Below are 17,265 nucleotides of genomic sequence, written 5' to 3' on the forward strand. Positions count from 1 at the left end.
CGTTGTTGGCCCGACCGCCGCCTCACCCGGTGAAGTGTTCTCGAGACACCACCCAGGAGGCAATGACCATGAAGGCTCTCGTACCGACCGGAGACCCCGCCGAACCGGTCGTGCTCGCCGACGTCCCCGAGCCCACCCCGCGCGCCGACGAGGCGCTGGTGAGGGTGGAGGCGTACTCGGTCAACCGCGGCGAGACGTTCAAGCTGGAAGCGCCCGTGCCCAGCGAACGGCCCGGCAAGGACATCGCGGGGCTGGTGGTGCAGCCGGCCGCCGACGGCAGCGGGCCGGCCGGTATCGCGCGCGTCGTCGGTCACCCCATGGCGGGCGGCTGGGCCGAGTACGTGGCCGTGCCGACCGGCGCCCTCGCGGTCCTGCCGGACAGCGTCTCCGCGGTCCAGGGCGCGGCGCTGCCGCTCGCGGGGCTCACCGCGCTGCGGCTGTTGCGCGCGGCCGGGCCGGTACTGGGCCGGCGGCTGCTGCTGACCGGGGCGTCGGGAGGCGTGGGGCACTATGTGACCGAGCTCGCCGCCGCCGCCGGGGCGGAGGTCACGGCCGTGACCCGGGACGCCGAGCGCGGTGCCCGGCTCACCGAGCTCGGTGCGACCCAGATCGTCCACCACCCGGCCGACGCGCGCGGACCGTACGACATCGTGCTGGAGTCGACGGGTGGCGAAGCCCTTCCCCTGGCGCTCGCGCGGCTCGCCAAGCGGGGCACGCTCATCTGGTTCGGGCAGGCCAGCCGGACCCCGGCGACGCTCGACTTCTTCGACTTCTTCCAGGGGCCCGAGTCGGCGGTCATCCGCCACTTCCACTACCTCGACGCCGACACCGGTCTCGGCGAGGACCTCGCGACGCTCGTCCGGCTGACCACCGAAGGCCGCCTGCACCCCGAGATCGGCCGCGTCGCGGACTGGTCCGCGACGGCGACCACCCTCACCGACCTGCGCGACCGCCGCATCCGCGGCAAGGCCGTGCTCACCCTGTCCTGAACGCCCGCATCTCTGAACGACCAGACAAGGAGTTCGCACCATGACCACCGAGCCCAGGGACGTCGTCATCCGCTACGTCGAGGCCGTCCGCGACGGCGACGCCGACGTCATCCACGACAGCTTCGCCGAGGACGCGACCTGGCACTACCCGGGCGACCTGCCGATCTCGAAGGTGTGGCGGGGCCGCGACGCGATCATCAACGACTTCCTGGGCGGCATGGGTCCCGTCCTCGTTCCCGGCACCATGAAGATCGAGCTGGTCGGGACGATCGCCGAGGGCGACCGCGTGGTCGCCGAGTGGACCTCGAAGGCGCGGACCGTGTACGGCGGCACCTACGACAACCGCTGCGTCGGGATCTACATGGTCCGCGACGGCAGGATCGTCTCCGTCGTCGAGTACGCCGACACCGGGCATGTCGCGGCGACCCTCTTCCCCGGCCACGGCGGTTCCGAGCCGGCCGGCGCCGTCTGAGCCGCCGGCGCGATGCTCGACCAGGTCGTCTCCCGGGGCGCGGCCCCGCAGGAGCCGCGTACGTGACCCGCGGTCACGCCCGCCGGGTGACGCGGATCTTCGACTGCTTGTGCGGCAGGCGTTCCCAGTCCTCCATGAGGACGGCGTCCAGGCCGTACCGGCCGGCGAGGGCGACGAGCGTCTCGGTGCGGTAGTAGAAGTCCTCGCGCAGCACGTGGTGCTCCTCGCCCTCCGTGCGGTCGAAGGTGAAGTCGAACCAGCCGTCCGGCCGCATGATCCGGCCGACGTGCGCGAAGCACTCCTCGATGACGTGCGGCGGCGAGTGGGAGAAGACACTGTGGGCGTGCACGACGTCGAAGTGCTCGTCGGGCAGGAACGCGAAGCGCAGGTCGCGCACCGGCGTCAGGTGCGGCAGCTTGTCGCGCAGGCCGTGGGCGGCGAGCGTGTCCTGGGCGGCGATGAGGATGTCGGGGGAGATGTCGACGCCGTAGTAGTGGCCCGTGTCCAGGTAGTCGATGAACAGGCGTCCGGCGCGCAGGTTGCCGCAGCCGATCTCCAGCATCCGCAGGTCCGGCTTGAGCCCGTGCTGCTTCAGGTAGTCGAACTGCATGCGCCCGAGCGCCAGCCAGCGCTTGTGCGAGTGCGAGCCCACGGCCCCCTCGGGGCTGCGGGCGGTGTCGGACCTCATCACGGCCCGGTAGTACGCGACGTGGTCGCGGGTGCGCAGCCGCAGCCACGTGTCGCGGGCCAGCCGGCGCAGGTGCGGGGCGATGCGCTCCGGGTGCGTCAGGGCGTAGCGGGCTTGGTGGGCGATGCTCGACCGGTTGTGCTTCACGTCGGGACCACCAGACGGGTGACGGTTGGGCCATGGAATCTAGGCGCCGCCGCCCCTCCGCTCAACGACCGGCCCGCACAGGGCGCGTCCGGATACGGCAAAACCCTCCCCGGGCGCACGCTCGGGTGGCCGGGGAGTAAGGAGAGGGTTGACCGAACTTGACGGTTAGTGGATAACGGAGTTCCGGCACGGGCAGAACACCGCACGGTTCGGAGCCTCCGATGACGAGTCCCGCCCCGCTTTCGCTGGTCGGACGTGACACGCAGCTCAGAGCGCTCCTCGACGCGATCACCAGCCCGCCCGCGGTGGCCCTGGTGCAGGGCGAGGCGGGGATCGGCAAGACCCGGCTGGTACGGGCCGCCGTGGAGCTCCTTCCCGACGGGGAGCGAACCGTGCTGGTCGGCCACTGCCACCAGCTCCGGGAGCCGTTCCCCTACGGGCCGGTGTTCGACGCGCTGCGCCACGCCGCGCCCGCCCTGCCCGGCAGGTCGGCGCTCAACCCGGTGACGGGGGCGCTGCGCGGTTATCTGCCGGAGCTGGCCGAGCACCTGCCGCCGTCGCCGCCCCCGCCGCCGGTCGACGACCCGCGCGCCGAGCGTCACCGGCTGTTCCGCGCCGTCCACGCGCTGCTGTCCGCCGCGGGGCCCGTCGTGCTGGTGGTGGAGGACCTGCACTGGGCCGACGACGGCACGCGCGACCTGCTGCGGTTCCTGACCGACCAGCCGCCCGCGGGCCTGGCCCTGGTGGTCACCTTCCGGCGGGAGGGGCTGCCGGTGCCGGAGCTGCCGTTCGGTCACGCCTACAGGCATCCGCAGGGCGTCAACAGCGAGGTGGTGGCGCTGGCGCCCCTGGACGTGGAGGGCGTCAGGCGCATGGCGGGCACGCTGCTCGGCCGGGCGGAGCTGTCGGCCTCGTTCGCGGCCATGCTGCACGAGCACACCGCCGGAGTCCCGTTCGTGGTGGAGGAGGTCGTCCGCTCGCTGATCGACGACGCCGGCCGGCTCACCGATCCCGGGGAGGGCGGTGAGGCGGAGCAGGCGGCCCTGGACCGCATCGCGGTGCCGCTGCTGCTGCGCGAGGCGATGGCGGAGCAGCTCGCCGGGCTGTCGGCCGACGCGTTGCGCGCCGTGCACGCGGCCGCCGTGCTCAAGCTGCCGGCGGACGAGCCGCTGATCGCCACGGTCTCGCGGGTCTCCGGCGTCTCGGACGACATGGAGCTGCGTGAGGCGCTCAAGGCGGGCGTGCTGCTGGAGCAGCCCGACGGCCAGTACGGCTTCCGGCACGCCCTCGCCCAGCAGGCCGTCTACGACTCCATCCCCGGCCCCGACCGGCGGCTGCTGCATGGGCGGGCCATGGCCGCGCTGGCCGCGCTGGAGCCGCCGCCGCTGGTCCAGCTCGCCTACCACGCCCGGCGCGCGGGCGACTTCGACGCCTGGCGGCGGCACGGCGGCGCCGCCGCCGAGCAGGCCGCGGCGCTCGGCGACGTCCCGCTCGCCGTCGAGCTGCTCGAAGGGATGCTCGCCGACCCCAAGCTGCCGCGCGACGCGCGCGGCCCGTTCGCCCTGCAACTCAGCAGGCTGGCCGCGGTCGGGCTGTCGCACCGGCGCGTCGCCCGGTTGCTGCGCCACCTGATGTCGGACGACTTCCTGTCACCGGAGGTACGCGGCGAGGCCCGGCTCAACCTGGGCGTGCTGCTGTCGAACCAGGCGGGCGCCATCGCCGAGGGCCGGCAGGAGGTGCTGGCCGCGCTTCCCGACCTGGCCAACCGGCCGGGCATGGCCGCCAGGGGGCTGGCGCTGCTGGCCATACCGGCCTGGGGCGGCGAGCCGATCGCCACCCACCAGAAATGGATGGACCAGGCCGAGAGCCTGGTCGTCGCCGACGAGGACGTGGAGCTGGCGGCGACCGTGCACGCCAACAAGGTCGCCTTCGCCATGCTGGTCGGCTCGCCGGAGGCGTTCGCGCTGGCGGACACCCTGCCGGACAACCACCCGTCCGCCGGGGTGCGCCGGCAGGTGGCGCGCGCCTACTCCAACCTGTGCGACGCGGCGATCCCGCTCGGCCACTACGCGGCGGCCGGCCGGTACGCCCGTCTGGGCCGGCGGATCGCCGAGGAGAGCGGCGCCATGTACCCGGTGTACCTGGTGGAGATGTCGTCGATCAGGCTCGACTGGCTGACCGGCCGCTGGGAGGGGCTGCGGGAGCGGGCGGTCGCGGCCGTCGAGATCATGCCGGAGGCGCCGCTGCTGGGCGTGGACGCCCAGCTCGTCCTCGGCATGCTGGCGCTGGCCCGCGGCGAGTGGGAGGAGGCCGGCCTGCGCCTGGAGGCCACCGGGGTGCGGGCGGGCGACTCGGCGTTCCTCCCGGTCGCCGCCACCGCGTCCGGCGGCCTGATCGAGCTCTGCCTGATCCACGGCCGGCTGGAGGCCGCGCTGGCCGAGGCGGGTGGCGCGGTGGCCCGGCTGCGCCGCAAGGGCGTGTGGGTGTGGGGCGACCAGCTCGTGCCGCCCGCCGTCGGCGCGCTGCTGACGGCCGGGCGCCGGGAGGAGGCGGCCGAGCTGGTGGCCGAGTTCGCGGAGGGCATCGAGGGCCGCGACGCGCCGTCGGCCATGGCGGCGCTGGAGGTGGTCCGCGGCGCGCTGGCACGGGACGCGGGCCGGCTGGAGGAGGCGGTGGCGTGCCACGGCCGGGCAAGGGCGGCGTACGAGGCGATGCCACGGCCCTACGGCGCGGCGCGGGCGGCGGAGGCCGAGGCGGCCGCGCTGCTGGAGCTCGGCGACCGGGAGGAGGCCGCGCGGATCGTGGCCGACGCCGCCGAGCGGTACGCGACGCTCGGCGCCACCCACGACGCGGCGCGCTGCCGGCACAAGCTGCGGCAGATCGGCGTCGGGGCGCCGCCGCGCAAGGCGCGCAAGGCGCCCGGCGGCGGGCTGTCACCGCGGGAGCGGGAGGTGGCCGGGCTGGTGGCGCAGGGCCGGACCAACAGGGAGATCGCCGAGGTGCTGTTCCTGTCGCGTCGCACGGTCGACACGCACGTGGCCAAGGTGCTGCAGAAGCTCGGCGTCCGCTCCCGCAACGACGTGATCCTGCCGTCGTGACGGGCGAAGGCCCCGGCCGGGATTCCTCCCGGGCCGGGGCCTTCGGTGTGCGGGTCAGACGGTGATGCTCCAGGAGTCCAGGAACCCGGTGTCACCGAGGTACTCGTCGGTGACCTCGAGGGTCCAGGTGCCCGCGGCCTGCTGGCTCACCGGCACCGTGTACGTCCTGGTGCCGTAGGAGGTGCAGCTCGTGCCGCCGTACCGGTCGACCGCGTACCACTGGCCGCTCGGCCCGCGCAGCCAGATGTCGAGGTCCTCGGCGCAGGTGTGGCTGATGGTGACGGACAGCTTGACGGGCGAGGTCGCGGTGCCCGTCGCCGTGGAGCTGATCGGGCTCTGCACGGTGGAGTAGTCGGAGATCGTGTAGTTGGTGCCGTTGGTGAACGTCCGGCCGCCCGAGGTGCCCTGGACGGTCAGCGCGTACGTCACCGTCCGGGACGCCGTCTCGCCGGTGCCCGTCACCGTCACGGTGTAGGAGCCGGCCGGGGTGGTCGGCGCCGTCGTGATCGTCAGGGTGGACGAGCCGCCCGACGTCACGGAGGCGGGGTTGAAGGCGGCGGAGGCGCCCGTCGGCAGCCCGGTCGCCGACAGGTTGACCGCCTGCGCGGTGCCGGCCGTGGTGGTGGTGCCGATGGTGGTGGTGGCCGCCGAGCCCGCCTGCACGGTGCCCGAGCCCGGGTTCGCCGAGATCGAGAAGTCGCGGGTCGATGTGCCCACCTGGAGGGTGTAGACGGCGGTGTGCGTGGCCGAGCCCGTACCGGTCACGGTGATGCGGTAGCTGCCCTGCGCCGCCGACGAGCCGACGGACAGCGTGAGGGTGGAGGAGTTGCCGGAGGTCACCGACGACGGGTTGAAGCTCGCCGTGACACCGCTCGGCACGCCGGTGGCGGTCAGGTTGACAGTCTGCGCGCTGCCGGAGGTGGTCTGGGTGGCGACCGTGGTGGTCACCTGCTGGCCGGGCTGGGCGGTGCCCGACGACGAGCTGAGGGTCAGCGAGAAGTCGTTGCCCGGAGTGCTGCCGCAGGCCGCCTCGCCCGACTGCGCCGGCACGGCGATCGCGCTGAACGACGCCTTGGTGGTGTTGCACTCGACGCTGTTGGCGCCGAACAGCTCGACCGCGGCCGCGACGGCGGCGGAGCGGACGGTGGCGTACCGCCAGCTCGAGGTCTTGCGGTTCAGGGCGCCCATGAAGATCTTGCCGGCCTTCTCGATGCCGATGCCGGTCACCGAGGAGGGTCCGCCGGAGCAGATCGGGCTGGACGGCTTGCCGCCGCCGGGGTTGCTGCCCTCGGCCAGCAGGTAGAACCAGTGGTTCAGCGGGCCGGCCGCGGAGTGCACCTCGGTGCTGGGGATCGAGGTGGACCAGCAGTTGGGGTCGCCGAGCGCGCTGGGGTTGTACATGTTGCGGATCGGGCCGTCGCCGACGAGGTCGACCTCCTCGCCGACCAGGTAGTCGGGCGGGTCGTTCGGGTTGTTGGCGTAGTGCTCGGTGATCACGCCGAAGACGTCGCCGGTGCCCTCGTTGATGCCGCCGTTCTCGTTGCCCGATCCGGCGCCGCCGGGCGTGGTCTGGAAGATGGCGTGGCCGAACTCGTGCGCCACCACGTCGATGGGCGTGGCCTGGCGGGTGTTGGCCTGGTTGTGGCCGAAGTTGGTGTAGCTGCCGTTCCAGTAGGCGTTGACGTCGGCCAGGCCGACGCGGGCGGGGAAGCCGTTGCCGTTGCCGTCGATGCCGTTGCGGCCCAGCCAGTCGCGCAGCATGTCCCACTCGCGCTGGACGGCGTACAGGGCGTCGACGCAGGCGGTCTCCAGGTTGGTGCCCTGGCCGTTGCCCCAGGCGTCGTCGGTGCCAGTGTAGGCGGAGCCGTTCTGCCCGCCGCACTTGATGCCGGGCCTGGTGGTGTCGGTCATGGAGTACGAGCTGCCGGAGCCGCTCGTGCCGATGGTGACCTGCCCGTAGTAGTAGCCGTTGCCGCTGCCTTCGCGGACCTGGTCGTAGGAGTCGGCGATCTCGCCCGTGCGGGCGTCCACGAAGACGTGCTGGATGCTCGGCCGGCCGTCCTTCAGGCCGCTGACGACCGTCTCCCAGGTCAGCCGCCGCTTGTCACCCCAGGTGAGGACGACCAGGCGGGGGGCGGCGCTGTCGTCGACGCGTGAGAGGCGCGTCTTGGCCACCTCGGTGGCGCGCGCGGCGTCGATCTCGGGGGTGGTCGGCACGTCGCCGCGGCTCGGCCCGGACTCGGCCACGGTGTCGCGGACGCGTCCGGCGGAGTCGGTCACGACGACGGCGTCGCCGCCGACCATCGGCAGGCCCTTGTACGTGCGCTCGTAGGAGACGAAGAACATGTCTCCCGCGCCGCGGACGACCTTCAGGCGACGGTACGCCTCGTCGGGTCCCTTGACGAGGTTGTCCATGCCGCTGGAGACCGCCTGGTCGGCGACCGCCGCGGCGCGCGACTCGGGGTCCGCCGCGGCGGTGCGTGCCTGCGTCCCGGAACTCTGCCGGGCGGGGGTCGCCCCGGGCGGGGCGGCGTACGCGGGTAAGGCGGACAACACCATGGCCGCGGCCGTGGCGAGTCCCACGGTCGCGGCAGCCAGGCCCTTGCGTTTCACGCTGCGCTCCTTTCGGCTGTTCCCGGCCCGCCGCCCGGGTGGGCGCGCGCCGGCCCGTGCCGAAGGGTCGCCTCGGAGTACGGGCTGGCCGGGAATCGGGGGGTGGATCAAGGGGTGCGAAGGGTCACTGCCGCCAGACGGTAGGCGCTGCCCTCAGACCTGCAAATCCGTACGCATATCGGTATGCATACCGATAATTCGCCCCGCTCGATGCCCGACCGGCTCGCCGCCCGCGAGCTCACCCCCTGATCGTCCGGGTGACCTTGCCGGTGGCGTCGAGGAACTGGATGCGCGGAGAGCCGTCGTGCCCGACCCGCAGCACCAGGCGGGGCGTGCCCTTGGCGTCGGCGAGCGTCACGACCGACGCCCGGTCGGGGCTCTTGCCGGCGAACATCCGCTGCGGCCCGGCGTACCTCTCCCGGAACTCCGCCTGGGCCCGGTCCCGCTCGGGGCCGGGCGGCATCGCCTCGATCCTGCGCATCTCGGCCAGGAGCTGGTCGAGCGGCGTGTCCACCCGGTCGTGCACCGCCAGCCCCACGCCGCGCGCGCCGTCCTGCTCCGTGTAGCGCAGCACGAGCGTCTGGTCCTGCTTGTACTGGTCGAACGCGAGCTGCCCGGACGCCCACGGCCTGCCCTCGTCCACCCCGCTGTCGGTGCCCATGCCGCCGGACTCGTCCCCTTCGGCGTTGTAGAGGGTCAGGCCGGGCCGCCGCCCGGCGTTGCCGAGATCCACCCCGTTGACGACCGCGCCGGGCGACCTGACCTTGTTGCTGAGGACCAGGCGTGGCTTGCCGTCGGGCTCGACCACGTTGATCCGCTGCACCTCGATCTCCTCGAACCTGGCCTTGCCGCCCGGTCCGCTCCCCGCGTCCGCGGCGACCGCGTCCTTCCCCCCGGCCAGCAGCGCGCCGACGGCCACCGCCGCGGTCACCGCGCTCACCAGGAGGACCCGCATGCGGTGCAGCTGCGCCTTCACCTGCCGGATGTCCGTCTCGATCTGTGCATGCTCCCTCATGCCCCTACCGTCCTCCGCACGGGGGCGGGGGCGCGATGGTGCCTCCTGGTGAATCGCGCGTGGGGTTGTCCCGATGGAGCTGTTCCGCGTTCCGACGCGTGCGACGGCTAGCGCGGCAGGCGCAGCCCCGCGATGAGCAGCTCGACCAGCCGGCGCGCGTCGTAGTGGGGATTGTTCTCGCTGCCGATGCAGAGGTTGCCGACGCCGCGCATGAGTTCGAGGGCGGACAGGTCGGAGCGGATCTCCCCGGCGGCTGCCGCGGCTTCGAGCAGCCGGCCGCACACGGGCACGAGCCGGTCGAGGAAGTAGGCGTGCAGCGCGTCGAAGCCGGCCTCGTCGGACTGCAGCACGGCGGCGAGACCGTGCTTGGTGACCAGGAAGTCGACGAACAGGTCGATCCATCGCCCCAGTGCGGCGTGCGGGGTCGCGCTGCTCGCCAGCAGCGCCGGGCCGGCCTCGGCGAGGGCCTCGATCTGGTGCCGGTAGACGGCGATGATGAGATCCGCTCGCGTCGGGAAATGGCGGTAGATCGTGGCCGTCCCGACTCCGGCCTTGGCCGCGATGTCGCGCAGCGGAGCTTCGACGCCCGAGGTCACGAAGATCGCCGCGGCCGCGTCGAGCAGGGTCTTCTCGTTGCGCCGGGCGTCGGCCCGCTTGCGGGGGGCCGCATGCGCTCCTTCTTCCTGGCCGTCTCTCGCCGCTTGGCTGTCTCTGGCCGCTTGGTTGTCTCTGGCCGCTTGGCTGTCGCTCACCGCGCCGTTCCCTCCGCTGCCGCAATTGCTAAACGGGACAGCGTCCCGTATTGTCAAGCGGGACAAGGTTCCGTTTGCTCCATCATGCCAGAGCAGGGGACCGACGACCAAGCCATGCCTTCCCACGGAGGAAACACGGTCATGCAATACCGCACCTTGGGCCGCACCGGTGTGCAGGTCAGCTCGCTCGTACTCGGCGCGATGAACTTCGGCGCGATCGGGCGCACCACCCAGGACGAGGCCACCGCCATCGTCGACGCCGCCCTCGACGCCGGGATCAACCTCATCGACACCGCCGACTGGTACAGCGGCGGCGAGTCGGAGGAGATGGTCGGCAAGGCCATCGCCGGCCGCCGCGACGACATCGTGCTGGCCACGAAGGCGAACATGCCGATGGGGGAGGAGCGCAACCATCGGGGCAGTTCGCGCCGCTGGCTGGTCACCGAGCTGGACAACAGCCTGCGCCGCCTCGGCGTCGACCACGTCGATCTCTACCAGATCCACCGCTGGGACCCGAGCACCAGCGACGAGGAGACGTTGTCGGCTCTGACCGACCTGCAGCGCGCGGGCAAGATCCGCTACTTCGGCTCCTCGACCTTCCCGGCCTACCGCCTCGTGCAGGCCCAGTGGGCCGCCCGCGAGCATCACCTGAGCCGTTACGTCACCGAACAGCCCAGCTACTCGATCCTGCAGCGCGGGATCGAGACCCACGTGCTGCCCGTGACCGAGGAGTACGGGCTCGGCGTGCTGGCGTGGAGCCCGCTGGCCTCGGGCTGGCTGTCGGGGGCGGTCCGCGAGGGCCGGGACATCACCACCAACCGGTCGGCGGCGTTGCCGGAGCGCTTCGACATCTCCCTTCCCGCCAACCGCGCCCGGCTCGACGCGGTCGAGCGACTGGCCGTAGTCGCCGACGAGGCCGGTCTGACGATGATCCAGCTCGCGCTCGGCTTCGTGACCGCGCACCCCGCCGTGACCAGCGCGATCATCGGTCCTCGCACACTGGACCACCTGCACTCGCAGCTCGCCGCTGCGGACACGGTGCTCTCCGCCGACGTGCTCGACGCCATCGACGCGATCGTCGCACCCGGCACCGACCTCGCCCCGCACGAGAAGTTCGACACCCCTCCCGCCTTGCTCGACCCGCGTCTGCGGCGCCGCTGACCGTCTCGTCCCCGGCAACCGGAAGAACCTCGGTGGCGCCCCGGCCGGCGCTGCCCGTCCCGAAAGGACCACGGCCCATGCCGCACCCTTCCCCGCCCCGCTTCGGGATCATGACCGCCCCGCAGCAGGTCGACTACCACGACGTCCTGCGGGTCTGGCGCCAGGCGGACGCGATCCCGGAGATCGAGCACGCGTGGCTGTTCGACCACCTCATGCCGATCGGCGGCGATCCGAGCGGACCGGCGTACGAGGGCTGGACGCTGCTCTCGGCCCTGGCCGCGCAGACCCGGCGACTGCGGCTCGGCCTGCTCGTGACCAGCAACCGGTTCCGTCCCCCCGCGATGCTGGCCAAGATCGCCACGACCGTCGACATCGTCTCCGGCGGGCGGCTCGACTTCGGCATCGGCGTCGGCTCACGCCCCGGCCACCCCCTGGCCAGACGTGAGTACGACGCGCACGGCCTGCCCTTCCACGACGCCGCCCACGCCGTGGGAAGCCTCGCCGAAGCGTGCACGGTGATCCGGCGGCTGTGGACCGAGGCCGAACCGTTCGACTTCCACGGCACCTACCACCACCTCACCGGAGCGTTCGGCAACCCCAAACCGGTCCAGCGGCCCCATCCGCCGATCGTCATCGGCGGACGTTCGGCCCCGACGCTGCGGGTGGTCGCCGAGCACGCCGACGTGTGGAACATCCCCGGCGGCGACATCGACGACGTCGTGAGCCGCAGCGCGCTGCTGGACCGCTACTGCGCCGAGATCGGACGCGACCCCGCCTCGATCACCCGCTCGATCCACCTGCCCGTCTCCTACGAGCAGCCCGGCATCACCCGGGACGCGATCGGCGAAGCGATCGACGCCGGCTTCCGGCACATCGTGCTCGGACTGCCGGCGCCGTACCCCGCCGACGTCGCGCGGTGGGTCGCCGACGAGCTCATCACCACCCCGAACCACCTGGGATGAGGATCTTCTCCATGAACGGGGTGTCGGTAAGGGCGATTCTGCCCTCACCTGTTGTAGAGCCTGCGTGCCCCTAGATAACTGACCAGGGCGATACCCGCGCTCCATGCAGCCGCCTCCAGGAAACTGGATCCGGCCGGACGCCCGGCCAGCAGCGCCCGCAGCGTCTCGATGGCGGGGGTGGCCGGCTGGTGCTCGGCGAACCAGCGCAGACCGGCCGGCATCGACTCGGTCGGGACGAAGCCGCTGCCGAGGAACGGCAGCAGCATCAGCGGCATCGGCAGGTTGCTGGCCGTGGCCACGTTCTTGGTGACCATGGCGAGCGCGACCGACAGCCAGGTGATCGCGAAGGTGAACATGGCCAGCACACCGACCACGCCGAGCCAGTCCAGCACCGAGGCGGACGGGCGGAACCCGATCAGCGACGCCACCACGGTCACCATGGCGATCGCGAGGAACGTCTGCACCATCGCCCCGAGCACGTGCCCGGTGAGCACCGAGACGCGGGCGATGGCCATGGTCCTGAACCTGGCGAGGATGCCCCCGGTCATGTCGGTCGCCACCGAGATCGCGGTCCCCTGCGCGGCCCCGACGATCGTCGTGATCATGATTCCGGGGATGAGGTAGCCGACGTAGGCGGTGCGGTCGCCGCCGATGCCCGCGCCCATGGTGCCGCCGAGGACGTAGACGAACAGCAGCAGGAACACCACGGGCACGGCCGCGAACGTGAGGATCAGCGTGGGGTGGCGCCAGATGTGTTTGACCTGGCGGCGCAGCATCGTCGCCGAGTCGGTGATCGCTCTCATCGGGACGACTCCTTGGCAGAGGACTCCTGGGTCAGGGTGAGGAAGACGTCGTCCAGGTCGGGGGTGTGCACCGACATCTGGGCGACCTCGATGGCATGCGTGTCCAGCCATTCCAGGAGCTTCCTCAGCGTGCTGACTCCGCCGGAGTCGGGGATCTGGACGGTGAGCGCCGCGTCGTCGCCGGCGGTGGCGCCGACGTGGCCGGCCGCCCTGCGGTACCCGTCGGGGTCGGCGAAGCGTACGAGGATGTGGCCGCCGGGGACCATTCGCTTGAGTTCTTCAGGGGTGCCCTCGGCCACCAGCCGGCCCTGGCTGAGCAGGGCGATGCGGTCGGCGAGTTCGTCGGCCTCCTCCAGGTACTGGGTGGTCAGGAAGATGGTCACGCCGTCCTGCTGGACGAGGTCCCTGACGATCTGCCACATGGTGCGGCGGCTGCGCGGGTCCAGGCCCGTGGTCGGTTCGTCGAGGAAGATGAGCCTGGGCGTGCCGACCATGGTCATGGCGAGGTCGAGCCGGCGGCGCATGCCGCCCGAGTAGGTGGCCGCGGGCTTGCGCGCGGCGTCGGTGAGGTCGAAGCGCTCCAGCAGCTCGCGGGCGCGCGTGCGACCCTTGGCTCGGCCGAGGTGGAGCAGGTCGGCCATGAGCCGCAGGTTCTCCTCGCCGGTGAGGAAGCTGTCGACCGCGGAGAACTGGCCGGTGACGCCGATCGCGGCACGCACCTCGTCGGGTTCCTCGGCCAGGTCGTGCCCGGCCACCCGGATCTCGCCCGCGTCGGCCTTGATCAGGGTGGACAGGATCTGCACCGTGGTGGTCTTGCCCGCGCCGTTGGGGCCGAGCAGCGAGAAGACGGTGCCCTGCGGGATGGTGAGGTCGATGCCGTCCAGGACGCGGTGGGCGCCGTAGGACTTTCGCAGCCCCGTCACCGAGACGAAGGTTCGCATCGCGTTCACCCCCGATCCCAGGTGACGGGAAGGCTGTGCACGCCGTACACCTGCGAGGGGTCGGTGCGCAGCGACACGTCTTCAGCCGGTACGGCGAGCCGCAGCGTCGGGAAGCGGGTGAGCAGCGCGGGAAACGCGACACGCATCTCGATGCGGGCAAGCTGCTGACCGAGGCACTGATGGACGCCGTGGCCGAAGGCCAGATGCCCGGCGGCCGAGCGGCGCAGATCGAGCACGTCGGGGTCGGAGAACCTGGCCGGGTCCCTGTTGGCGGCGTTGATCGCGATGATGACCGTGTCGCCCGCCGTGAGCTGCCTGCCGCCGAGCTCCTCGTCGCTCAGGTCGCCGCCGGTGGCCAGGTCGCTGAGCAGGTCGTCGGTCGGCTCAGCACGCTTGGCGAGCGCGAGCTCCCGCAGGTAGGTGCCGAGCTCGGCGAAGGCGGCGTATTGCGCCTCAGCGGTCCCGGCGTCCGACAGGGCCCGGGTGGAGCTCCGGAACCGGTCGCGGTCCCCGTACGGCACGCCGAGCAGCTCACAGATCATCAGCGCTGGAACCGGCTGCGCGAAGACCTCGACGAGGTCGGCGGGCGGCCCCTGCCGCTCCATCGCATCGAGCCGCTCACGGGTGATCTCGGTGACCCGCTCGGTGAGCAGGTTCATCCTGCGGACGGTGAACTTGCCCGCCAGCAGCTTGCGGAAGCGGGTGTGCCGGGGTGCGTCCATGCCGGTCAGGTCGCCGACAGGGGCGGGCGGCAGGTGCCCGCCCGCCAGGGGGTGGTAGTGGGTTTCGTAGCGGGAGCTGAACCGGGGGTCGGCGAGGATCTGGCGGACCAGGTCGTATCCGGTGATCATCCAGACGCCGGGGGCGCCCCCGGGCGCGGCCAGGCGGGCGATCGGCTGCTCCGCGCGCAGGGCGGTGAGCGAAGGGGCGGGATCGAAGGGACAGGCGGGTGAGCGGTCGAGGGACGGAGTGACCGGCCGGTCGCGATAATACGTGTTCGACATGATGGAAAGCTACGTTGCGTTCAGAAAATATGTCAATCAATCGCTGCATATAAGCGCAGTTCAAAGGCGGTATATTGATACGTTGACCGTGAAGCTGAATGCAATGAAACATTGCATTGTGTGGCGTTGAACGCAATAGTGGTGTCATGCCAGAAGGAAGGTTGACCCAGCAGGACCGCCGGCGCATCGCGACCGGCCTCGCCGAAGGCCGCTCCTACGCCGAGATCGCCAGGCGGCTGGACCGGCCGACCTCGACGATCAGCCGTGAGGTCGGCCGCAACGGCGGCCCCGGCGACTACCGCCCCGAGCGGGCGCACCAGGCGACAGTGCGGCGGGCGCGGCGCGGCGCCCCGGCACGTTCACCCGAGGCCGAACCCCAGGACCGCAAGGTCTTCGAGGTGGAAGAGGGAGCCGTCGAGATGGCGATCGGGATGGGCCTGCCGAAGATGATGGCGCGCGTGCTCATCGGCCTGTGGCTGAGCGAGGACGGCAGGCTCACCGCGGCCGAGCTGTCGCGCGGGCTGAGAGTCAGTCCCGCCTCGATCTCCACGGCCGTGGGCTACCTGACGCAGCAGGGGCTGATCAGGCGCGAGCGTGATCCGCGGCGGCGGCGCGACATCTACGTGGTCGACGACGACGCCTGGTACCACTCGACGGTGATCAGCTCGCGGCAGACGCTCGCGGCGGCGCAGATCGCGAAGGAGGCGGGGCAGACGCTCGGACTCGACACGCCCATGGGACGCCGCCTGGCCAGGGGCGGTGCGTTCCTGGAGCGGATCAGCCTGGACGTTCTGACCTCGGCCGAACGCTGGCGCGACCTCCCGCCGTGATCGGATTTAGGTGAATCTGTGTCCAGAGTCAAGCTTGAGATGACCAGGGCTGGAAGACTGGCGGCATCAGGGGCCTCGTCAGCCGTGCAGGCCCCAGGTGTCCAAGCCTGAGTAGATGAAGGCCGTTCGGCATTGCGGTGCGGTCATGCACTCTGCCTCTCCTGTGTAGATGGCCACGAGTGAGTCGGCGCCGCGCCACCAGGTGTCCGCCAGCCCAGCGACCTCGGGGACACCCTCCAAGGCATCCAGTTGGAGGGTATCGACGTCCTGGCCCGTGAGCTTGGTGATCGTCTTCGCCCAGGAGGACGCATGATGCGCCAACGCCACAGACTCCACCCACCCTTCGATAGTCGAGTGCAGAGGCGTCCATCGGTCGCCGTAGACGCCGAACTCGCTATGAGGTCCGATCATGAAGGTGTAGGGAACGGCGGTACGCTCCGCTCCTGCTTCGAACCACCATCCTTCGTCCGGCGACCCTTCAGGAGTGTCAGGGTTCAAGATTTTCGGACCGCCGTCATAGTGCGGAGCGGGGGGAAGCACGAGCCCGCCCCAGCGCCTTGAGTAGGCGGCCGCTCGGTCGATCTCCGTAGCCGGAATGCCCAGTCCGAGCCAACGCTTCCGGTACTGGTCAACGTCGAGAGGGGCAGCCCGCAAGGCGTGCGCGCTCACGAAGTGTCGAGCTCGACGCGTAAGTCCCTCGGGAGGGTCGACCAGATGGAGACTCACGCGAGGACGTTATCTCATCGGCTGGATCTTCAGGGCGTCCCTACCTTCGCAGTGCTCCCCGCGGCGCGCTCCGCCCTGGCGCGAACGCCTGAGCCGCTGGGGCGGATCGAGGGTGACTGAGGCGTCGCCCCCGGCGATCCGCACATGTCCGAAAATGGCCAGCGTGCGGGGGCGGAAGGTCCGTACGGTCGGTCCCATGACTGAACGTGACACCGCCGAAGAGCCCTTCGACCGCGACCGGCAGGCGCGGCTGGCGGCGGAGTTCGCCGCCCTTCACCGGCGCGGTGACCCGCTGCTGCTGCCCAACGCCTGGGACGTCGCCTCGGCGGCCGTGATCGCCCGGGCCGGGGCCAGGGCCATCGCCACGACCAGCGCGGGGGTGGCCTGGTCGCTGGGTGTTCCGGACGCCGCCGACCTGGGCGCCGGCCGCGTGGCGGCGGTCGTGCGGGGCATCGCCGGCGCCGTCTCCGTCCCCGTCTCGGCCGACGTGGAGGCCGGGTACGGGCCCGCGCCCGACGACGTCGCCGCGACCGTGGCCGCGGTCGTGCGGGCCGGGGCGGTGGGCGTGAACCTGGAGGACCGCTCCGGCCGTGCGGACACGCCCCTGTTCGAGCCGGAGGAGCAGGCCGGGCGGCTGGCCGCGGCCCGCGCCGCCGCCGACCGGCTGGGCGTACCCGTGTGGATCAACGCCCGCACCGACGTCTTCCTGACCGGCGCGCCGGTCCGCGAGGGGGTACGGGAGGCCCTGCGACGGGCGGCCGTCTACGCCGAGGCCGGCGCGGACAGCCTGTTCGTGCCCGGGCTGACGAACCCGGAGGCGATCGCCGAGCTGGCCGCCGGGCCGCTGCCGGTGGCGGTCATGGTGTGGGCCGGAGCTCCGCCGGTGGCCGAGCTGGCCGCGGCCGGAGCCGTGCGGGTCAGCCTGGGCGCCGCCATCGCCCAGGCCGCCTACGCGCTGGCCGCCCGCGCCGCCGGGGAGCTGCTGACGGCCGGCACGTACGACGGCACCGCCTCGGGCGGCGAGGCCGACGGCCTGAACGAGCTGCTGGCCCGCCGCTGACCGG

General features: G+C 72.0%; 15 protein-coding genes. 7 read left to right on the plus strand and 8 right to left on the minus strand.

Translation table 11 applies throughout. The annotated features are described in order from the left end of the window. Window positions 1-68 precede the first annotated feature (68 nt). Both MTP10_RS22005 and MTP10_RS22010 read left to right on the plus strand, forming a co-directional pair. The gene (locus tag MTP10_RS22005) at window positions 69-989 is read left to right on the plus strand and encodes a zinc-binding dehydrogenase (RefSeq protein ID WP_310711418.1); all 921 of its coding nucleotides are present in this window, start codon (window positions 69-71) and stop codon (window positions 987-989) included. 40 nt (window positions 990-1,029) lie between these two features. Next, window positions 1,030-1,461 carry a nuclear transport factor 2 family protein gene (locus MTP10_RS22010; RefSeq protein WP_310711419.1) on the plus strand — a complete coding sequence of 144 codons (432 nt, stop codon included), beginning with the start codon at window positions 1,030-1,032 and terminating at the stop codon, window positions 1,459-1,461. Between the two features lie 73 nt (window positions 1,462-1,534). On the opposite strand, the gene MTP10_RS22015 is transcribed toward MTP10_RS22010, so the two are convergent. Then, entirely contained in the window at window positions 1,535-2,296 is a 762-nt protein-coding gene (locus MTP10_RS22015) for a class I SAM-dependent methyltransferase (RefSeq protein WP_310711420.1), read from the minus strand. Between the two features lie 221 nt (window positions 2,297-2,517). Between MTP10_RS22015 and MTP10_RS22020 the strand changes: the two genes are divergently transcribed. Then, the gene (locus MTP10_RS22020; RefSeq protein ID WP_310711421.1) at window positions 2,518-5,394 is read left to right on the plus strand and encodes an AAA family ATPase; all 2,877 of its coding nucleotides are present in this window, start codon (window positions 2,518-2,520) and stop codon (window positions 5,392-5,394) included. Between the two features lie 54 nt (window positions 5,395-5,448). Here MTP10_RS22020 and MTP10_RS22025 read toward each other — a convergent pair whose 3' ends face one another. The 3 genes from MTP10_RS22025 to MTP10_RS22035 all read right to left on the minus strand — a co-directional run bounded on the left by MTP10_RS22025 (window position 5,449) and on the right by MTP10_RS22035 (window position 9,645). Next, window positions 5,449-8,007 (minus strand): M4 family metallopeptidase, encoded by a 2,559-nt coding sequence (locus MTP10_RS22025; RefSeq protein ID WP_310711422.1) that lies wholly within the window; start codon window positions 8,005-8,007, stop codon window positions 5,449-5,451. Between the two features lie 238 nt (window positions 8,008-8,245). Then, window positions 8,246-9,022: a hypothetical protein gene (locus tag MTP10_RS22030; RefSeq protein ID WP_310711423.1), complete on the minus strand. Its 777-nt coding sequence runs from the start codon at window positions 9,020-9,022 to the stop codon at window positions 8,246-8,248. 107 nt (window positions 9,023-9,129) lie between these two features. Then, entirely contained in the window at window positions 9,130-9,645 is a 516-nt protein-coding gene (locus tag MTP10_RS22035) for a TetR/AcrR family transcriptional regulator (RefSeq protein WP_310711516.1), read from the minus strand. A gap of 270 nt (window positions 9,646-9,915) precedes the next feature. Between MTP10_RS22035 and MTP10_RS22040 the strand changes: the two genes are divergently transcribed. Both MTP10_RS22040 and MTP10_RS22045 read left to right on the plus strand, forming a co-directional pair. After that, on the plus strand, window positions 9,916-10,935 hold the full coding sequence (locus MTP10_RS22040) for an aldo/keto reductase (RefSeq protein WP_310711424.1): 1,020 nt from the start codon (window positions 9,916-9,918) through the stop codon (window positions 10,933-10,935). A 77-nt stretch (window positions 10,936-11,012) separates the two neighbouring features. Beyond that, window positions 11,013-11,897, plus strand: coding sequence for an LLM class flavin-dependent oxidoreductase (locus tag MTP10_RS22045; RefSeq protein WP_310711425.1), 885 nt, complete (start codon window positions 11,013-11,015; stop codon window positions 11,895-11,897). 44 nt (window positions 11,898-11,941) lie between these two features. Here MTP10_RS22045 and MTP10_RS22050 read toward each other — a convergent pair whose 3' ends face one another. From MTP10_RS22050 to MTP10_RS22060, 3 genes are read right to left on the minus strand one after another with little or no spacing between them, the layout of a single operon-like run. Then, on the minus strand, window positions 11,942-12,700 hold the full coding sequence (locus MTP10_RS22050; RefSeq protein WP_310711426.1) for an ABC transporter permease: 759 nt from the start codon (window positions 12,698-12,700) through the stop codon (window positions 11,942-11,944). Continuing rightward, on the minus strand, window positions 12,697-13,641 hold the full coding sequence (locus tag MTP10_RS22055) for an ATP-binding cassette domain-containing protein (RefSeq protein ID WP_310711427.1): 945 nt from the start codon (window positions 13,639-13,641) through the stop codon (window positions 12,697-12,699). The genes MTP10_RS22050 and MTP10_RS22055 overlap by 4 nt, the downstream gene beginning before the upstream one ends. A gap of 5 nt (window positions 13,642-13,646) precedes the next feature. Continuing rightward, window positions 13,647-14,645: a cytochrome P450 gene (locus tag MTP10_RS22060; RefSeq protein ID WP_310711428.1), complete on the minus strand. Its 999-nt coding sequence runs from the start codon at window positions 14,643-14,645 to the stop codon at window positions 13,647-13,649. 146 nt (window positions 14,646-14,791) lie between these two features. Between MTP10_RS22060 and MTP10_RS22065 the strand changes: the two genes are divergently transcribed. Next, window positions 14,792-15,475 (plus strand): helix-turn-helix domain-containing protein, encoded by a 684-nt coding sequence (locus MTP10_RS22065; RefSeq protein ID WP_310711429.1) that lies wholly within the window; start codon window positions 14,792-14,794, stop codon window positions 15,473-15,475. A gap of 78 nt (window positions 15,476-15,553) precedes the next feature. Here the strand turns inward: MTP10_RS22065 and MTP10_RS22070 are convergent, their stop codons facing one another. Beyond that, window positions 15,554-16,144: a hypothetical protein gene (locus tag MTP10_RS22070; RefSeq protein ID WP_310711430.1), complete on the minus strand. Its 591-nt coding sequence runs from the start codon at window positions 16,142-16,144 to the stop codon at window positions 15,554-15,556. A gap of 253 nt (window positions 16,145-16,397) precedes the next feature. Here MTP10_RS22070 and MTP10_RS22075 point away from each other — a divergent pair, with 253 nt between their 5' ends. Continuing rightward, entirely contained in the window at window positions 16,398-17,261 is an 864-nt protein-coding gene (locus MTP10_RS22075) for an isocitrate lyase/phosphoenolpyruvate mutase family protein (protein WP_310711431.1), read from the plus strand. The last annotated feature ends 4 nt before the right edge of the window (window positions 17,262-17,265 follow it).

Origin of the sequence: Nonomuraea sp. 3-1Str, assembly GCF_031570565.1 — a bacterium.
Lineage (GTDB): Bacteria > Actinomycetota > Actinomycetes > Streptosporangiales > Streptosporangiaceae > Nonomuraea.